At 60.7% G+C, this 16,614-nt stretch carries 16 protein-coding genes; 8 read left to right on the top strand and 8 right to left on the bottom strand.

Annotated features, from left to right (window positions below):
• Nucleotides 1–19: 19 nt before the first annotated feature.
• Both tsaE and SB725_RS11760 read right to left on the bottom strand, forming a co-directional pair.
• A complete protein-coding gene (gene tsaE, locus SB725_RS11765; RefSeq protein WP_410921785.1) occupies nt 20–490 on the bottom strand; it encodes a tRNA (adenosine(37)-N6)-threonylcarbamoyltransferase complex ATPase subunit type 1 TsaE in 471 nt (156 codons plus the stop codon).
• Nucleotides 478–1,977 carry an NAD(P)H-hydrate dehydratase gene (locus tag SB725_RS11760; RefSeq protein WP_410921784.1) on the bottom strand — a complete coding sequence of 500 codons (1,500 nt, stop codon included), beginning with the start codon at nt 1,975–1,977 and terminating at the stop codon, nt 478–480. Before SB725_RS11760 ends, tsaE begins: the two co-directional genes overlap by 13 nt.
• 63 nt (nt 1,978–2,040) lie before the next feature.
• Between SB725_RS11760 and queG the strand changes: the two genes are divergently transcribed.
• A complete protein-coding gene (gene queG / locus SB725_RS11755) occupies nt 2,041–3,105 on the top strand; it encodes a tRNA epoxyqueuosine(34) reductase QueG (RefSeq protein ID WP_027921990.1) in 1,065 nt (354 codons plus the stop codon).
• Nucleotides 3,106–3,226: 121 nt separating this feature from the next.
• On the opposite strand, the gene SB725_RS11750 is transcribed toward queG, so the two are convergent.
• A complete protein-coding gene (locus SB725_RS11750; RefSeq protein ID WP_027921991.1) occupies nt 3,227–3,838 on the bottom strand; it encodes a trimeric intracellular cation channel family protein in 612 nt (203 codons plus the stop codon).
• Between the two features lie 194 nt (nt 3,839–4,032).
• Nucleotides 4,033–4,575: an oligoribonuclease gene (gene orn / locus SB725_RS11745; protein WP_007995036.1), complete on the bottom strand. Its 543-nt coding sequence runs from the start codon at nt 4,573–4,575 to the stop codon at nt 4,033–4,035.
• A gap of 107 nt (nt 4,576–4,682) precedes the next feature.
• Here orn and rsgA point away from each other — a divergent pair, with 107 nt between their 5' ends.
• From rsgA to SB725_RS11725, 4 genes are all read left to right on the top strand, one after another.
• Entirely contained in the window at nt 4,683–5,714 is a 1,032-nt protein-coding gene (rsgA, locus tag SB725_RS11740; protein WP_027921992.1) for a small ribosomal subunit biogenesis GTPase RsgA, read from the top strand.
• A gap of 212 nt (nt 5,715–5,926) precedes the next feature.
• Nucleotides 5,927–6,334, top strand: a complete 408-nt coding sequence (locus tag SB725_RS11735; RefSeq protein WP_027921993.1) for a TIR domain-containing protein — start codon at nt 5,927–5,929, stop codon at nt 6,332–6,334.
• A gap of 2 nt (nt 6,335–6,336) precedes the next feature.
• Nucleotides 6,337–7,296, top strand: a complete 960-nt coding sequence (locus SB725_RS11730; protein WP_410921783.1) for a caspase domain-containing protein — start codon at nt 6,337–6,339, stop codon at nt 7,294–7,296.
• Nucleotides 7,296–7,781: a toll/interleukin-1 receptor domain-containing protein gene (locus tag SB725_RS11725; RefSeq protein ID WP_027921995.1), complete on the top strand. Its 486-nt coding sequence runs from the start codon at nt 7,296–7,298 to the stop codon at nt 7,779–7,781. Before SB725_RS11730 ends, SB725_RS11725 begins: the two co-directional genes overlap by 1 nt.
• A 45-nt stretch (nt 7,782–7,826) precedes the next feature.
• Here SB725_RS11725 and motB read toward each other — a convergent pair whose 3' ends face one another.
• Complete coding sequence (gene motB, locus SB725_RS11720; RefSeq protein WP_027921996.1) at nt 7,827–8,870, bottom strand: flagellar motor protein MotB; 1,044 nt, start codon at nt 8,868–8,870, stop codon at nt 7,827–7,829.
• 162 nt (nt 8,871–9,032) lie between these two features.
• Nucleotides 9,033–9,884: a flagellar motor stator protein MotA gene (motA, locus tag SB725_RS11715; protein ID WP_027921997.1), complete on the bottom strand. Its 852-nt coding sequence runs from the start codon at nt 9,882–9,884 to the stop codon at nt 9,033–9,035.
• Nucleotides 9,885–10,050: 166 nt separating this feature from the next.
• Between motA and SB725_RS11710 the strand changes: the two genes are divergently transcribed.
• From SB725_RS11710 to asd, 3 genes are read left to right on the top strand one after another with little or no spacing between them, the layout of a single operon-like run.
• The gene (locus SB725_RS11710) at nt 10,051–11,589 is read left to right on the top strand and encodes an HDOD domain-containing protein (RefSeq protein WP_410921782.1); all 1,539 of its coding nucleotides are present in this window, start codon (nt 10,051–10,053) and stop codon (nt 11,587–11,589) included.
• Nucleotides 11,590–11,631: 42 nt separating this feature from the next.
• The gene (gene rhdA, locus SB725_RS11705; RefSeq protein ID WP_027921999.1) at nt 11,632–12,447 is read left to right on the top strand and encodes a thiosulfate sulfurtransferase; all 816 of its coding nucleotides are present in this window, start codon (nt 11,632–11,634) and stop codon (nt 12,445–12,447) included.
• 16 nt (nt 12,448–12,463) lie between these two features.
• Nucleotides 12,464–13,324, top strand: a complete 861-nt coding sequence (asd, locus tag SB725_RS11700; RefSeq protein WP_027922000.1) for an archaetidylserine decarboxylase — start codon at nt 12,464–12,466, stop codon at nt 13,322–13,324.
• A 1,494-nt stretch (nt 13,325–14,818) separates the two neighbouring features.
• Here asd and SB725_RS11695 read toward each other — a convergent pair.
• Nucleotides 14,819–14,932, bottom strand: a complete 114-nt coding sequence (locus SB725_RS11695; RefSeq protein WP_407692654.1) for a hypothetical protein — start codon at nt 14,930–14,932, stop codon at nt 14,819–14,821.
• A 340-nt stretch (nt 14,933–15,272) separates the two neighbouring features.
• Complete coding sequence (serB, locus tag SB725_RS11690) at nt 15,273–16,487, bottom strand: phosphoserine phosphatase SerB (protein ID WP_027922002.1); 1,215 nt, start codon at nt 16,485–16,487, stop codon at nt 15,273–15,275.
• Nucleotides 16,488–16,614 lie beyond the last annotated feature (127 nt).

Here is a 16,614-nt window from a genome sequence, read left to right as displayed (position 1 = left end):
GCATACCTGACCCCATCATTTAATTGGATTCCAATGCCAAAGCGGCACACCAGGCCTCGCCACGCGAGCCCCGGGATAAAATTTTCAGCGAACGCCCGCTGTCTTGCGGGCTAATGGTAATGGTCAGGTCAGGCTTTGGCAAAAAGCCTGCACCTTTATCGGGCCATTCGATCAGGCACAGCGCGTCGTCGTCGAAATAGTCGCGAATGCCGAGGTACTCCAGCTCTTCCGGATCGACCAAACGGTACAAGTCGAAATGGAAAGCGCGGATGTCGCCGATCTCATAGGGCTCGACCAGGGTGAAGGTCGGACTTTTCACGGCGCCTTCATGCCCCAGGCCGCGGATGATACCCCGCGACAACGTGGTTTTACCTGCCCCCAGGTCCCCTTCCAAAAAAATCAGACCGTGCCCTTCGGTGATTTTTGCGATGTGTGTGCCAAAGGCCGTCATCGCCTCTTCATCAGCCAGGTACAGGGTTACTTCAGACACGGTGCTTGCTCCTCCAACAACTGACGAATGGCCGGAATCAGATCACTGGCCGCCAGCCCGCGGCCATTTTTACCTTGTTGCTCACCCGCATTGGCGTGCAGCCAGACCGCCAGGCACGCGGCGTCGAACGCCTGCATGCCTTGAGCCAGCAGCGCGCCGACCAGACCGGCCAATACATCGCCCAAACCCGCAGTGGCCATGGCCGGATGACCTTGATGACACACGGTGAGACGCCCATCGGGACTGGCGATCAGGCTGCCAGCGCCTTTCAATACCACGACTGCTGTATATTTTTTGCTCAACGCATGCGCCGCCGCCGGGCGATCAGCTTGCACTTGGGCGGTGCTGATCCCGAGCAACCGCGCCGCTTCGCCCGGATGCGGCGTGATCACGCAATCCTTGGGCAAATTCACACATTCTTCGGCCAGCAGGTTCAACGCATCGGCATCCCAGACTTGCGGCAACGGTGCATTGGCGGCCGCTGACAGCAAACTGCGCCCCCAGGACGCCTGCCCCAAGCCAGGGCCGACCACCAATACGGAAACCTTTTGCAGCAAATCCATCAACTGGTTGGCCGACGAAGTGCCCAGCACCATGGCTTCGGGAATTCTCGCCAGCGCGGCCGGTACATGCTCACTGCGGGTTGCCACGGAGACCATGCCGGCACCGCCGCGCAGGGCGCTTTGTGCGCTCAGCAGGATCGCGCCACCCAAGCCGAGATCGCCGCCGATCAACAGCACATGGCCGAATTTGCCTTTGTGCGACGTCGGCGCTCGCGGTGCAGGACGCGGCAAGTTGCCGGGCGTCAGGCGCCGAGCGCTGATCGCCGCGGCCTCGACGAGCTGCGGGTCGGCGTGTAAATCATTGAAAACCAGTTCCCCAACCACATCTGCTGCATCCCCGGTGAACAGCCCCAGTTTCAAACCGATGAAGGTCACTGTCAGGTCGGCATGCACCGCCAGACCGAGGATCCGACCGGTATTGGCGCACAGCCCTGAAGGGATATCCACAGCCACGACCGGCAGCCCGCTGGCATTGATCGTCGCGATAGCGTCAGCATAAGGCGCACGCACTTCCCCCGTCAGACCGGTGCCGAGCAAAGCATCGAGCACGACGCCGCGCAATCCGGATTGTGCAGACCAGGGTTCGATCAGTACTTTTTCCGACACCGCCTCGGCATACGCCAACGCCGCATCCCCCTGTAAACGTTGGGGATCGCCCACCGCCAACACGCGAACCGACCAACCCGCACGGCTGGCCAGCACTGCCACCAGATAACCGTCGCCCGCGTTATTGCCGTGGCCGGCCAGCACCGTTAATTCATTCGCCGACGGCCATTGCCGGACCAGCGCCCGCCAGGTCGCCCGCGCCGCGCGCTGCATCAACTCGAAGCCCGGCGTGCCGGCCGCGATCAGGCTCGCATCGAGCCCACGGACCTGCGCGGCGCTATACAGCGCGTCGGGTAAATCATCTTTAGTGTGCGGCATGCGTCTTCGGGCTCCGATGTCTGGCAGAATTATACGCACCTCAGCTCCGGTTTCTCTCGCCTCATGCCCGCAATTACCACAGACCTGCCCGCCCTCGCCCAATCCATCAAGGACTGGGGCCGCGAGCTGGGCTTTCAGCAAGTCGGCATCAGCGGCCTGGACCTGGCCGAGCATGAGCAGCACCTGGAGCGCTGGCTCGCCGCCGGCTACCACGGCGAAATGGACTACATGGGCGCCCACGGCAGCAAACGCTCACATCCGGAAGAGCTGGTGCCCGGCACCTTGCGCGTGGTTTCCCTGCGCATGGACTACCTGCCCGGCGACACCCAAATGGCGCAAATGCTGGCCCAGCCGGAAAAAGCCTACGTCTCGCGTTATGCCTTGGGTCGCGATTACCACAAACTAATTCGTAAACGCGTGCAACAACTGGCCGACAAAATTCAGGCACAGATCGGCCCGTTTGGTTTCCGCGCCTTCGTCGACAGCGCCCCGGTGCTGGAAAAAGCCATCGCCGAACAGGCCGGTCTTGGCTGGATCGGCAAAAACACCCTGGTCCTGAATCGCAAGGCCGGCAGCTACTTCTTTCTCAGCGAGTTGTTTGTCGATCTGCCATTGCCGGTCGACCCGCCCCACACCACCGAACATTGCGGCCGCTGCACCGCGTGCCTCGACATCTGCCCGACCAACGCCTTCGTCGGCCCTTACGTTCTGGATGCCAGGCGCTGCATTTCGTACCTGACCATCGAACTGAAAAGCGCAATCCCGGAAGATCTGCGGCCACTGATCGGCAACCGGGTGTTTGGGTGCGATGATTGCCAGATCGTCTGCCCCTGGAACCGCTTTGCCCGTCCGTCCGGCGAAAGCGACTTCAAGCCAAGGCACAACCTGGACAATGCGGAACTGGCCGAGTTGTTCATGTGGGACGAGGATAAATTCCTCAGCAGCACTGAAGGCTCGCCATTACGCCGGGCGGGTTATGAGCGTTGGTTGCGTAACCTGGCGGTGGGGCTGGGCAATGCGCCGTCGAGCATCCCGGTGCTGGAAGCGTTGAAGGCTCGCAGGGATTACCCGTCGGAGTTAGTGCGTGAACATGTCGAATGGGCCCTGAAACAACACGGTCTCCTGTAGCCGCTGCCGAAGGCTCGGGCCGCGTTCGGACGTTCGAGGCCGCAGAACTCGCTTTCCGGATAGACGACTGCTACGCAGCCGGACGCAGCCTTCGGCAGCGGCCACAGGAACCGTGCCAGTCTTAAGCCTCGTCGTTGTAAACGAACTTCGGCATTTCCCAGTGGAAACGAATCGCCAGCAGTCGCAGGAGGAAGCCACCAAACAGCGTGATCAGAATCGCTTGTTCACCGGGTAATTGCAGGTAGATGCAGAGCATGTAGCACCACGCCGCCGCGAACGAGACGCTGGCGTAGAGCTCTCGGCGGAAGATCAGCGGGATGTCGTTGCAGAAGATGTCGCGCAGGATGCCGCCAAATACGCCGGTGATCACGCCGCTGACCGACGCCACCAGCATGCCGTGACCCATTTCCAAAGCGGTCATGCAGCCGATCAGGGTGAACGCCACCAGGCCCACGGCGTCGAGGACCAGGAACAATGAGCGCAGGTGGCGCATCCAGCGCGCAGTGAAGACGGTCACCATGGCGGCGACCGAGGTCAGCACCAGGTATTCCGGGTGTTTGACCCAGGTCAGCGGGTAGTGGCCGAGCAGGACGTCACGCACCGAGCCGCCCCCCAACGCAGTGATGCACGCGATCAGCACCACGCCAAACCAGTCCATGCCGCGACGGCCGGCAGACAGCGCGCCGGTCATGGCTTCGGCGGTGATGGCGATCAGGTAGAGCATCAGCAACATGGCGGCGGTCCTTGCAGAAAGGCGCGCAGTCTACTCACTTCACCGAAGCCCCAAAAGAGGGCATCAGAGAATCTAGCCAATCATCAATGGTGACTGTAAGGACGCCATCGCGAGCAAGCTCGCTCCCACAGGGACGGCGCTGTACCTGTGGGAGCGAGCTTGCTCGCGATGGGGCCAGCACAGAGGCCGCCGAATCAGAACTTGATGAAATGCTTGCGGTAGTGCTGCAGCTCGGCAATCGATTCGCGGATGTCGTCCAGCGCCAAATGAGTGCTACCTTTTTTGAAGCTGTCGCGTACGTCCGGCGCCCAGCGTGCGGCCAACTCTTTGAGAGTCGATACGTCGAGGTTGCGGTAGTGGAAGTAGCTTTCCAGGGACTTCATGTGCGTATAAAGGAAGCGACGGTCCTGGCAGATGCTGTTGCCACAGATCGGCGACTTGCCCTTGGGCACCCATTTCTCCAGGAAGGCGATAGTCTCGGCTTCGGCTTCGGCCATGCTGATGCGGCTGTCGCGAACGCGCTGGGTCAGGCCCGAGCCGCCGTGTTGACGGGTGTTCCACTCGTCCATGCCGGCGAGGATCTCGTCGCTGTGGTGGATGGCGATCACCGGGCCTTCGGCTAAGGTGTTCAAGTCACTGTCGGTGACGATGGTGGCCATTTCGATGATGACGTCGGTATCAGGGTTCAGACCAGTCATTTCCAGGTCGATCCAGATCAGATTCTGCGGGTTTTGCATGTGTTGGCTCCTAGGCAATGCTGCGCAGTTTAGCCTAGGCAACCGGCGGGGCGTGCTAAACTCGCGGCCGTTTTACCTAATCGCTGCATTCTTGATACGGAACACCCATGGCCAAACGCCAACTCAATCGTCGTCAAAACTGGCGCATCGAAAAGATTCAGGGCGAACGCGCTGCCCGCGCCGCCAAACGCGAGTCCTCGGCTGTCGAGGCACTTGAGGGTGGCGACCTGGGCCCGGAACAGACCGGGCTGGTGATCGCGCACTTCGGCGTACAGGTCGAAGTCGAAGCCCTCGAGGGCGAATTGGCTGGTGAAGTGTTCCGTTGTCACTTGCGCGCCAACCTCCCGGCACTGGTGACCGGCGATCAGGTGGTCTGGCGTGCCGGCAACCAGGGCATCGGTGTGATCGTGGCGCAACTGCCACGCAAAACCGAACTCTGCCGTCCGGACAGCCGTGGCCAGCTCAAGCCTGTGGCCGCCAACGTCGACATGATCGTTATCGTCTTTGCCCCGCTGCCCGAGCCTCACGCGAACCTGATCGACCGTTATCTGGTCGCTGCCGAGCACGCCGGTATCCGGCCACTGCTGTTGCTCAACAAATTCGACCTGATCGACGAGCAGAACGCCCCGGCTCTGAATGCCTTGCTGGCGGTCTACCGCACGCTCGGTTACCCGGTGCTGGAAGTCTCGGCGCATCACGGCAATGGCATGGAGCAGCTGCAGGAACAACTGGACGGGCGCATCAGCGTGTTCGTCGGCCAGTCAGGCGTCGGCAAGTCGTCGTTGGTCAACAGCCTGCTGCCGGAAGTCGAAGCCCGCGTCGGCCCGTTGTCCGAGCTGTCCGGCCAGGGCACTCACACCACGACCACCGCGCGGTTGTTCCACTTCCCCGGTGGCGGTGAGTTGATCGACTCCCCGGGTATTCGTGAATTCGGCCTCGGCCACGTCAGCCGCGCCGACGTCGAAGCCGGTTTCATCGAGTTCAACGACCTGATCGGCACCTGCCGCTTCCGCGACTGCAAGCACGACCGCGAACCGGGTTGCGCCCTGCTCAAGGCCCTCGAAGAAGGCCGCGTGCAGCAGCAACGGATGAACAGCTACCGCTCGATCATCGCCAGCCTGCCTGAAACCAGCTACTAAACAGACGCGTCCATCGCCCCGTCACTGACGGGACGGTGGGCCGCTTGTTGCGACCTACACATTTCCCCGCTGATTAAACGTCAGACACCTCTGTAGGACTTCCGCGCGCCCGCTGGAAGGATCCGTCTCTTTAACCGCGCAGGCCTTGTTGCGGCCAATCAAGTGCATACATTCAAGCCCTCTTCGCATTCCGGCGATACCGAGGGACGACCATGCAAACCTATCATTTGTTCATCAGCCATTCGTGGAGCTACCCCCACGCCCACGACAATCTCGTGCGCCTGCTCAACGCCAAACCCGGCTTCACCTTCAAAAATTTTTCAGTGCCGACGGACAACCCGATCGTCGACGCGCAGACCGACAAGCAACTGGAAACCGCCATCGAAAACAAAATCCGCCCCTGCTCGGCGGTGCTGATCATGGCGGGGATGTATTCGACCTACAGCAAGTGGATCAACAAGGAAATCGAGATCGCCAAGCGGATGGGCAAGGTGATCATTGCGGTCAAGCCGTTTGGGGCAGAGCGGATTTCCACGGTGGTGCGTGATGCCGCGCACGCCGAATGTGCGTGGAACACCAACAGCATCGTCAACGCCATTCGCCTGCACACGGCGGTGTAAGCATGCGCAAGGGACTGTTCATCGGCATCAACCACTACACCCATGTGTCGCCATTGAGTGGCTGCAACAACGACGCGATGGCCATGGCCTCGGTGCTGGAGCGCCACGCCAACGGGCGTCCGAACTTCAGCAGCAAGGTCCTGACTTCGGCGGAGGAAAACCTCACTCATACGAACCTGAAGCAGCAGATCCAGAGTCTGTTTTCCGGCGATTGCGATGTGGCGCTGCTGTACTTCGCCGGTCACGGCCAATTTGATACCAGCATCGATGAAGGCCTGCTGATCCCTCAGGATTTCGGCCAAGGCGTCGAAGGCATCCGCATCAGCGACATCCTCAACTGGGCGGAAAACGCCCCCCACATCAAGAACAAAATCATCATCCTCGACTGCTGCCAGGCCGGCGCGGCGGCAGCCATGCGCGGGTTGCGCGGTGGTAGCAGCGTGATCAGCGAAGGCCTGACCATTCTCACTGCCTGCAAGAAAGACCAGGTGGCGCTCGAAGGTCGCGGCCACGGCGTGTTTACCGACCTCCTGCTGCAAGCACTGCACGGTGGAGCTGCCAATGTGCTGGGCAAGGTCACGCCGGGTAGCGTGTATTCGTTCGTCGACAACGCGTTAGGGGCATGGGAGCAACGGCCGGTGTTCAAGACCAACGTTTCGCAATTTGTGCCGCTGCGGGAAGTGACGCCGCTGATTGCCGAAGAAACCCTGCGCAAGCTCAAGGACTGGTTCCCCGAACCTAGCTACGTATTCCCGCTGGACCCCAGTTATGAACCGACCGAGGCCGCGTTCGATTCCGACAACGGCGACATCTTCAAGCAACTGCAAAAGTGCAACCGCCATAGCCTGACCGAACCGGTAGACGCCGAGCACATGTACTACGCCGCCCTGCATTCCACCGGCTGCCGCCTGACCGCCCTCGGCGCCTACTACCGCGAACTCGCGATCAAAGGACATTTCTGATGCCTGTGTTTATCAGCTACCGCCATAGCGACCGCCCCCACGCCATCGCCATCAACTCCCGCCTGATTCAGGCCAACATCAAGACCTACTTCGACGTACTGGACCCGGAATCACAGACCACTGACGACATCACCGGGGTCATCACCCGCAACATCACCGCGTGTACGCATCTGATTGCGGTGGTCTCGGGCAAGACCGCGTTGTCGTGGTGGGTGCCGTTTGAAATCGGTGAAGCGACCATCAGTAATCGACGGATCTGCTCATTCAAGACAGAACCGGCGGAACTGCCGCTGTATCTCGATAAATGGCCCAAGATCAGCACCGACAGGGATCTGGAGTTTTTCATCGATGCCTATCGAGAGGAAGTGGCGACCAAGCGCTCAATGACACTGGATTCAATCAGCGAATCCCTTTATGGCACCTACAAACGCAATGCCGAGCTGTTCCACGACCAGCTCAAGAACCGTATTCAACGGGGTTTCTGACAGGCACAAAAATTAAGCCGACATCGCTGTCGGCTTTTTTGTCGGTCACTGCTTCGGCGGTTCAGCCGGTTTCGGTGCCGGGTTTTCGAAGATATTCAGACGCTCACGAAGCTCATGGGCCGGCAGCGGCTCTTTGTCCGCCGGCAAGGCGTTCGGGTCAACTGGTTTGGCCGGCACTTCGCCCGGACCGCCCTGCCCTTGTGCTGCCGGGGCTGGTGCCGGCTCTGGCGCAGGTTCTGCACCTTGCGAGCCTTCAATGGCCTTTTGGGCTTTCTTGGTCAGTACCACGATGTCGATGCGGCGGTTGACCGGATTGAACGGGTTCTCGCGGTCGAACAGTGCCGACGAGGCATAACCGACCACCCGCGCGACCTGTTGATCCGGATAGCTGCCGGCGACCAGCGCACGGCGAGCGGCGTTGGCACGGTTGGCCGAGAGTTCCCAGTTGCCGAAATCGCCGGTACCCGAGTACGGCTTGGCATCGGTGTGACCGCTGATGCTGATCTTGTTCGGCACCGCTTTGATGGTGTCGGCCATGGCCAGCAGGATGTCTTCGAAGTACGGTTTCAAACGCGCACTGCCGGAGTCGAACATCGGGCGGTTTTCGGCGTCCATGATCTGGATACGCAAACCGTCCTGCGTGATCTCGAACAGGATCTGGTCCTTGAATTTCTGCAGCTGCGGATTTTCATCGACCTTGTTCTGCAATTCTTGCAGCAACAGTTCCAGGCGTTCCTTCTCGACCTGCTCGGCCATGCCTTCGACCTGTTCGGTGTCGACAGTGACGCGGTCTGGCTGCGGCTGGGATTTCACCTCGGGGTTGAGGGTTTTCTCCGGCGCCAGGGTCGGGGAGCCACCCAGATCGATGATGTACGGCGTGCCACTTTCGGTAAAGCCGACCGGGTCTTTGAAGTAACCGGCGATGGCGATCTTCTGTTCCGGGGTGGCGGTGGACAGCAGCCACAGCACCAGGAAGAACGCCATCATCGCCGTCGCGAAGTCCGCGAAAGCGATTTTCCAGGAACCACCGTGATGCCCGCTCGCGTATTTCTTGACGCGCTTGATGATGATCGGCTGGTTATTTTCCATACAGAGTGCTCTGTCTCACAAATACTGTTCCTTTTTGACGGTGCCTGTTGTCGCCATACGGCGTTGCCGCTCCTCGCCATAGCGAGCTATGACTCGTCTCGGCGCCTTGTCTGGCAACAACAGTCACTCGCCAAAAAAGGAACGTATTTGCAAAACAGAGCACTATCGACCGCGAACCGCTTGTTCCAGCTCAGCGAAGCTAGGACGGTGCGCCGGGTACAGAACCTTGCGACCGAATTCCACGGCCAGCGATGGCGGCATGCCGGACGCCGAGGCCACCAGCGAAGCCTTGATGGCCTCGTAGACGTTCAGTTCTTCCTTGGCATCGTGGGCCAGGGCATGGGCCAGCGGGCCAAAGAAACCGTACGCCGCGAGAATACCGAAGAAGGTACCGACCAATGCCGCGCCCACGTGTACACCGATCATTTTCTGATCGCTTTCACCCAGGGAGGCCATGGTCACCACGATACCCAGTACCGCCGCGACGATACCGAAACCCGGCATGGCGTCAGCGATGCCATTCACCGCGTGGGACGGGTGATCGAGGTCTTCCTTGAGGCTGGTCAGTTCCATGTCGAACAGGCCTTCCAGCTCATGGGGAGCCATGTTGCCGGAGGACATGATGCGCAGGTAATCGCAGATGTACGCGGTCATGCGGTCATCTTTGAGCACCGCCGGGTACTTGGCGAAAATCGGGCTCGCGGCAGCATCTTCGATGTCGCCTTCGATGGCCATCATGCCTTCGCGGCGGCTCTTGTTGAGGATCTCGTAAATCAGCCCCAGCACTTCAAGGTAAAAGGTGTGGTTGAAGCGCGAGCTGAACATCCCGAAGGCTTTCTTCAGAACGTTTTTGACCATGTGGCCAGGGTTGGCTTGCAGGAATGCGCCAAAGGCTGCACCACCGATAATCATCACCTCGAAAGGCTGGATAAGGGCAGCAATCTTGCCGTGGGAGAGCACGTACCCGCCGAGCACGCTCGCGAATACGACAATGATGCCGAGAATTTTAGCCATAGGTAGGAGAGCACTTACTGAGTCGGGTTCAAGGTCATATTCGGAGGTCGAAAAATCTCTTCTTCTCCTTATCGGCAAAACTGCGCCAGACTATAGGCCGTTCAAGCGAAAAGCTAATTTAGCCTACTCCGGGCATAGGTAATGCAGACGAAGATTGCGTCCAACCATGGCTAACCAGACGAACACTCCCACTCAAAAACCGACCACTCTAGAAGGCTGGGTCAAGCTTCTCGATGGCGTGCGCCTGCCGGTTCCGCAAGACAGCCATGACCGTGTCTGCAGAGCTATCGCCGATAACCGCAGCTCACTGCGTGATATCGCCGAATTGATGCAAGACAGCCCGGCCCTGGCCTTGAGCATCATTCGTGAAGCCAATCGCCATACCCACGGCAGCATGACCGAGCCTGCGGAAAACCTGGAAGTGGCGATCAATCGCCTCGGCTTGAAACGCACCGAAGAACTGCTCGCCCGCCTCCCCGCCGAACCCCCAATGCAGATCCCGCTTGCCTTGCGCCAGTTGCAATTGATCAGCCAGCACGCGACGCAACAGGCCAATGGTTTTTTTGCCAGTCGCCTGGCTCGGCTGTGGCAGGACATTCATTGGGGCAGTCTGCTGTTCCTCTCGCCGCTGTGGCCGATGGCGTTGACCTATCCGCAATTGCTCGAAGAATGGGAACTGCGGGTCATCCATAAAGGTGAGTCGGCGCGCAAGGTCGAAAAGCAGTTGTTCGGGGTGCGCCTGCTGGATATTTGCCAGGCCCTGGTGACCATCTGGCGCCTGCCGATCTGGGTAGAACAGGGTTATCGCCTGCTGCTGACCGAGCAGCGCGAACTGGTCAAAGTGCTGCGCATTGCCCGCGATAGTGATCATCCGTTGCGCCAGCAAAACCGCCTCGATGACGATCCGACCCTGCGGCGCTGGCTCAATCAGCCGGCCAATACCGTGCTGCTGGCCAACGGTCTGGCACTGTCGGCGCAACAGGCGTGGGACAGCCCGCACAGCGAGCGCTGGCAATACCTGACCAGCCTTTACCTGCAAATGCCCATGGCCGACGTGCAGCAACAATTGCACCAACAGGCCGCCAACAGCGCCCGACTGCATGCCATGCCGGACCTCTGGCACCCCGCTGTTTCGCTGCTTTGGCCGTGGGGCATGAACCGGGTCCACGCCGCCTTGCTGCCGGCCCCGGCGCCGACCACCGAAGACCTGGCGAAGTGGCGCAGCCAATGCGCCGAGTTGCTGGTGGAGCCAAGCCCCTTCACCAACGCGATGCACTTGACCACCTCCGCCCGGGACGCTCTGGTCGCGTGCGGCATGCGTCGCGTCATGATCTTGATGGCTGATCGCACGCACGCCAATCTGCGGGTGCATCAGGTTGCCGGTTTGCCAGCAGAAGCGGCCGGGCTGAATTTCGCGGTGAGCCAAAGCTCTGTGCTACAACGTTTGCTCTCGCAACAGGCCCAAGTGCGCCTGACACCGGCCAACACCGCGCAGTTCTCGGCGTTGTTGCCTGGCAACCTGCGCGCGCAGTTCCGTGGCGAACACTTGATCCTGCGCTCACTGGTCAATAATGGTCGGGTGATCATGGTGGTGGTGGCGGATCAGGGCGGCGGGCCGTTCTCGGAAATCACCGTGCAAGCCTTCGGCAAAACCGCGCAGTGCATTGAGAAAGCCTTGAACACCTTTAGCCACCGCGGCCAATGACGCTGCGCTACAATCCACCCTTTTGTGCCCTGGAGACCTCACATGTCTGACTTCTCTGGCTTGCCGCTGGTGATCGAGCCGAGCGACTTGCTCCCTCGCCTCGAGGCCCGCGATCTGATTCTGGTGGACCTGACCAGCAGTGCCCGCTATGCCGAAGGGCATATTCCCGGCGCGCGTTTTGTTGATCCGAAACGTACGCAACTCGGTCAGGCGCCGGCACCGGGGTTGATGCCGCCGCAAGCGGCACTTGAAGCGCTGTTTGGCGAGTTGGGCCACAACCCCGATGCGGTGTACGTGGTGTATGACGACGAAGGTGGTGGCTGGGCCGGGCGTTTTATCTGGCTGCTGGACGTCATCGGCCACCGTAAATATCACTACGTCGACGGCGGTCTGACGGCCTGGCTGGCAGAAGGCATGCCGATGTCGATCCAGATCCCGGCCCCCGTTGGCGGCCCGGTGAAATTGACCCTGCACGACGAACCCACCGCGACCCGCGAGTACCTGCAAAGCCGACTCGGCGCCGCCGACCTGGCGATCTGGGACGCGCGCGGGCCGCTGGAGTACTCCGGCGAGAAAGTGCTGGCGGCCAAGGCCGGGCACATTCCGGGCGCCGTCAATTTCGAGTGGACTGCCGGCATGGATAAGGCGCGTAACCTGCGCATCCGCACGGACATGCCGCAGATCCTCGAACAGCTAGGGATCAGCAAAGACAAAGAAGTCATTACCCACTGCCAGACTCACCACCGTTCTGGCTTCACTTATCTGGTGGCCAAATCCCTCGGTTATCCGCGGGTCAAAGGCTACGCCGGTTCCTGGGGCGAATGGGGCAACCACCCCGACACCCCCGTAGAGATTTAAGGTTTAAGGACAGTTAATGAACAAGCGTCTGTTTATCCTCAGCCAATACCTGCTGCCCCATCACTTGCTCTCGCGACTGGCCGGCTGCATTGCCGAATGCCGCGTGCGCTGGTTCAAGAACGCCTTTACCGCCTGGTTCGCCAAGCGTTATCAGGTGGACATGTCCCAGGCGCTGGTCGAAGACCTGACTGCCTACGAACACTTCAACGCGTTCTTCACCCGCGCCTTGAAGGACGGCGCTCGTCCGCTCGACGAAACCCCGGGGGCGATCCTCAGCCCGGCCGATGGCGCAGTCAGCCAGCTCGGTCCGATCGAACACGGTCGGGTGTTCCAGGCCAAGGGCCACAGCTTCAGCGTGCTGGAGTTGCTGGGCGGTGACGCGGCCAACGCCGCGCCGTTCATGGGCGGTGATTTCGCGACTATCTACCTGTCGCCGAAGGACTACCACCGCGTGCACATGCCGCTGGCCGGCACCCTGCGCGAGATGGTCTACATCCCGGGCCGGATTTTCTCGGTCAACCAGACCACCGCCGAAAACGTGCCGGAGCTGTTTGCCCGCAACGAGCGTGTGGCGTGCATTTTCGACACTGAGCGCGGGCCGATGGCCGTGGTACTGGTGGGCGCGATGATCGTTGCGTCGATCGAAACCGTCTGGGCCGGGCTGGTCACGCCGCCGAAACGCGAATTGAAAACCTTCCGCTACGACGAAGCCGCGCGCGCGCCCATTCATCTGGAGAAAGGTGCGGAACTGGGTCGCTTCAAACTGGGTTCGACCGCTGTCGTGCTGTTCGGGCCAGACCAGGTCAAATGGGCCGAAGAACTGGCGGCCGGTTCGCCGGTACAGATGGGCCAGGGCATGGGTCTGCCTAAGGCCTGATCCGCCGATCCGCTCTTGCGAACATCTTCGGAGGGGCGGATACACACCCGGTGGCGACCGCTCTGGTTGTCCCGCGCTGATGGACATAGCTGCTACAGTCAGGTCATTCACTGCCCATTGACCGGCTGGAGTTTTTCCACGGCATGAATGAAACCAGTCCCCACCTGCTGCTAAGCGCCCCGCTCCCCGCGCAATTGCGCCTGACTTTCTGCGAAGCCACCCCACGCGACCTCAAGCGCTGGATCGCCGCCCTGCCCAAAGCCAACATCGGCGAAACCGCGCGCCAGCTCTATCTAGCCTTGGGTGAACTCAACCAACTGCTGACACCGAGTGCCAATCGCCTGCCCATGCTCGAGCTGCTCAGGCCCGAGGTGTATTACGTCTGCAGACACCTGGAGCGGCATTTCCTGCACCAGGCGATTGTTCTCGACGAGCGTTCGCGCAAGATCGCCAACCTTTGCCAGACCCTGCAAAGTCATTTGGCGATCGGCTACAAACAGATCGTCATCCGAATCACGCCTCGTTTCAGCAAAGACCGTGCGCCACTGCTGGCGCAAGCGTTGCAACGGGCACTCCATTGCCTGAACGGTCAGTTGATCCGCGCCACTCAGCTCTACTGCCCAGTGCCGGACGGTGTGTGGCTGGAATTGCATCAGTTGTACCGGATCGGCTGCGAACACCGGTTGCAACACCTGAGCCTGCGCGATGAACTGGCCAGCCAGACGCACTCCCTGAGCATCGAACAGACTTACGCCGTCGCCCTGCTGCTGGGTGCGTCACGCTGCAATCAATTGCGCCAGAACCAGATCGCCCGCCTCGCCGAAGCGCTGGAAGCCTGGAGTCATCGGGTCAAACTACCAGCCGATGGATTGTTCGCCGTCGCGCCGGACCTCGACACTGGCCCGCGTTACCGCAACAAGTTCCGGGCCGGGCAGCAAGCCGGTTTGCTGGGGTTTGATCCGCAGCCACTGGTCGACACCATCGAAACACACTTGCAAGGCAATAAAGACGCCTTGCCCGTACCCACGGGTCTTAGCGTGGACACGCTGCAGCACCTGCACGCCGCCTGGGGTCAAGCGGCCGAGCGCAGTTTTCAGCGAACGGCCGGTCAAGGTACGTTGACGCTGTGCGTGGGGATGAGCGCACTGCACTTTTATCTGGGCGGGCAGCGCTCATTCAGCGACCTGTTGAAAAACCCTGGCCACCGGCCCGCGCAGTTTTCGGCAATGCCTGCGGCCAGTCGGGACAGCGACCCCTGGCATCAGGCGTTCGATGCCGCGTCACAGGGCACTGCCGATGCCTTGCTGCCCTACGAAGAAATTGAATACCCGCAACTGCAAAATGACGACAGCAAAGAGGCCGACAGCAACCGGCATTTTCCGACCTATGCCCTGCCCGTCATCAATCACAGCCCCGGCGGTTATTGCCTGGCCTGGCCCAACGCGGTGCCCGCCGAGTTACAGGCCGGTGAAATGGTCGGGATTGAGGATTCAGTCAATAAAGGCTGGAGCATTGCGGTCGTGCGCTGGATTCGTCAGGTGCGCGGTGGCGGTACGCAAATGGGCATCGAGCAGGTTGCGCCCTTCGCCGAGCCTTGCGGGCTGCAATTGGTGCGCAACCGGGATGACCACAGCCAGTACTTGCGCGGGTTGTTGCTACCGCAGATCAGTGCCATCGACCTGCCCGCCACCGTGCTCGCCCCGCGTTTGCCGTTTCAGGAAGGCAGCAAGGTGCTGATCAACACCAACGGCCAGGAACGCCGGGCCGGGCTGGATCGGCGGGTGGCGAGTACCCACAGTTTTAATCAGTTTGCGTATCGGTCGCTGGAGACAAGTAGAAACGACAACGCCGCGGGGAGCGGCGTTGGGGAGGTGTTTGATTCGTTGTGGCCTTCGCTGTGAGTGTGGCCTGAAAGACCGCGATGAGGCCAGTTCAGACCGTGACGACCTCAGAGCTGCCCGTCACGGTCCCGAAAACCCAACAGGTACAGCACGCCATCCAGCCCAAGCGTAGAAATCGCCTGTTTCGCCGACTGTTTCACCAACGGCTTGGCCCGGAACGCCACGCCCAATCCGGCAATCGCCAGCATCGGCAGATCGTTGGCGCCGTCGCCGACCGCGATGGTCTGCTCCAGACGCAAACCTTCCTTATGCGCCAGCTCACGCAGCAGATCCGCCTTGCGCTGCGCATCGACAATCGGCTCGACCGCCACACCGGTCACCTTGCCGTCGACCACTTCCAGTTCGTTGGCAAACACGTAGTCGATACCCAGCTTTGCCTGCAACTGCTTGGCAAAGTAAGTAAAGCCACCCGACAGAATGGCGGTCTTGTAGCCCAGGCGCTTGAGTTCGGCGAACAGGGTTTCGGCACCTTCGGTCAGGCGCAGGGACGCGCCAATCGAGTCCAGCACGCTGACGTCCAGGCCTTTGAGCAGCGCCAGGCGCTCTTTGAAGCTTGCGCGGAAATCCAGTTCGCCGGCCATCGCCCGCTCGGTGATTTCAGACACCTGATCGCCGACGCCGGCTGCCTTGGCCAGTTCGTCGATGACTTCGGCTTCGATCAGGGTCGAATCCATGTCGAACACCGCCAGCCGACGGTTACGACGGAACAGTGAATCTTCCTGGAAGGCGATGTCGACGTTCAATTCCTGCGCAACGCTGAGGAACTCGGCCCGCAGCGCCTGCGGATCGGCCGCTTCGCCCCGCACGGAAAACTCGATGCAGCCCTTGCCCTTGTCGGCCGGGGTGTCCAGCGGCATGCGCCCGGACAAGCGATCGATGTGATCGATGTTCAGGCCATATTTCGCGGTGATCGAACTCACGGCCTGCAATTGCCCGGCGGTCACTTTGCGGGTCAATAGCGTCACGATGTGGCGCTTTTTGCCCTGGTTGCCGACCCACTGCTGGTAATCCTCTTCGGACACCGGCGTGAAACGCACCTGCTGGTCGAGCTCGTAGCCCTTGAACAGGATGTCCTTGAGCACCGACTTGCCTTGCTCGGTATCCGGAATTTCAACCAGGATGCCGAACGACAGGGTGTCGTGGATCACCGCCTGACCGATGTCGAGAATGTTCACACCACCCTGGGCCAGAACGCCGGTAATGGCCGCAGTCAGACCCGGACGGTCGACTCCCGTGATGTTTATCAGGACGATTTCGCGCAAGGCGCACCCCCGCAAGTGGAAAAAAACCGCATTCTACCCACTTTCAGTGACCATCGGGCACCGTGAGCGCTTTGCCGGTCTAGGGCCTGTCGCTATACTGCGCGTCAACTTCACGGACAAAAGAGCC

The organism is Pseudomonas sp. SIMBA_041 (genome assembly GCF_046535095.1).
Classification (GTDB): Bacteria; Pseudomonadota; Gammaproteobacteria; order Pseudomonadales; family Pseudomonadaceae; genus Aquipseudomonas; species Aquipseudomonas mucoides.
Note: the sequence above shows the minus strand (reverse complement) of the source record. Positions and strands in the feature narration are given on the sequence as shown.

What these genes read in the sequence shown, in the direction of transcription:
- SB725_RS11760 (WP_410921784.1), bottom strand. Translation starts at nt 1,977, where the DNA reads ATGCCGCACACTAAAGATGATTTACCCGACGCGCTGTATAGCGCCGCG.
- queG (WP_027921990.1), top strand. Translation starts at nt 2,041, where the DNA reads ATGCCCGCAATTACCACAGACCTGCCCGCCCTCGCCCAATCCATCAAG.
- SB725_RS11750 (WP_027921991.1), bottom strand. Translation starts at nt 3,838, where the DNA reads ATGTTGCTGATGCTCTACCTGATCGCCATCACCGCCGAAGCCATGACC.
- orn (WP_007995036.1), bottom strand. Translation starts at nt 4,575, where the DNA reads ATGCAAAACCCGCAGAATCTGATCTGGATCGACCTGGAAATGACTGGT.
- rsgA (WP_027921992.1), top strand. Translation starts at nt 4,683, where the DNA reads ATGGCCAAACGCCAACTCAATCGTCGTCAAAACTGGCGCATCGAAAAG.
- SB725_RS11735 (WP_027921993.1), top strand. Translation starts at nt 5,927, where the DNA reads ATGCAAACCTATCATTTGTTCATCAGCCATTCGTGGAGCTACCCCCAC.
- SB725_RS11730 (WP_410921783.1), top strand. Translation starts at nt 6,337, where the DNA reads ATGCGCAAGGGACTGTTCATCGGCATCAACCACTACACCCATGTGTCG.
- SB725_RS11725 (WP_027921995.1), top strand. Translation starts at nt 7,296, where the DNA reads ATGCCTGTGTTTATCAGCTACCGCCATAGCGACCGCCCCCACGCCATC.
- motB (WP_027921996.1), bottom strand. Translation starts at nt 8,870, where the DNA reads ATGGAAAATAACCAGCCGATCATCATCAAGCGCGTCAAGAAATACGCG.
- motA (WP_027921997.1), bottom strand. Translation starts at nt 9,884, where the DNA reads ATGGCTAAAATTCTCGGCATCATTGTCGTATTCGCGAGCGTGCTCGGC.
- SB725_RS11710 (WP_410921782.1), top strand. Translation starts at nt 10,051, where the DNA reads ATGGCTAACCAGACGAACACTCCCACTCAAAAACCGACCACTCTAGAA.
- rhdA (WP_027921999.1), top strand. Translation starts at nt 11,632, where the DNA reads ATGTCTGACTTCTCTGGCTTGCCGCTGGTGATCGAGCCGAGCGACTTG.
- asd (WP_027922000.1), top strand. Translation starts at nt 12,464, where the DNA reads ATGAACAAGCGTCTGTTTATCCTCAGCCAATACCTGCTGCCCCATCAC.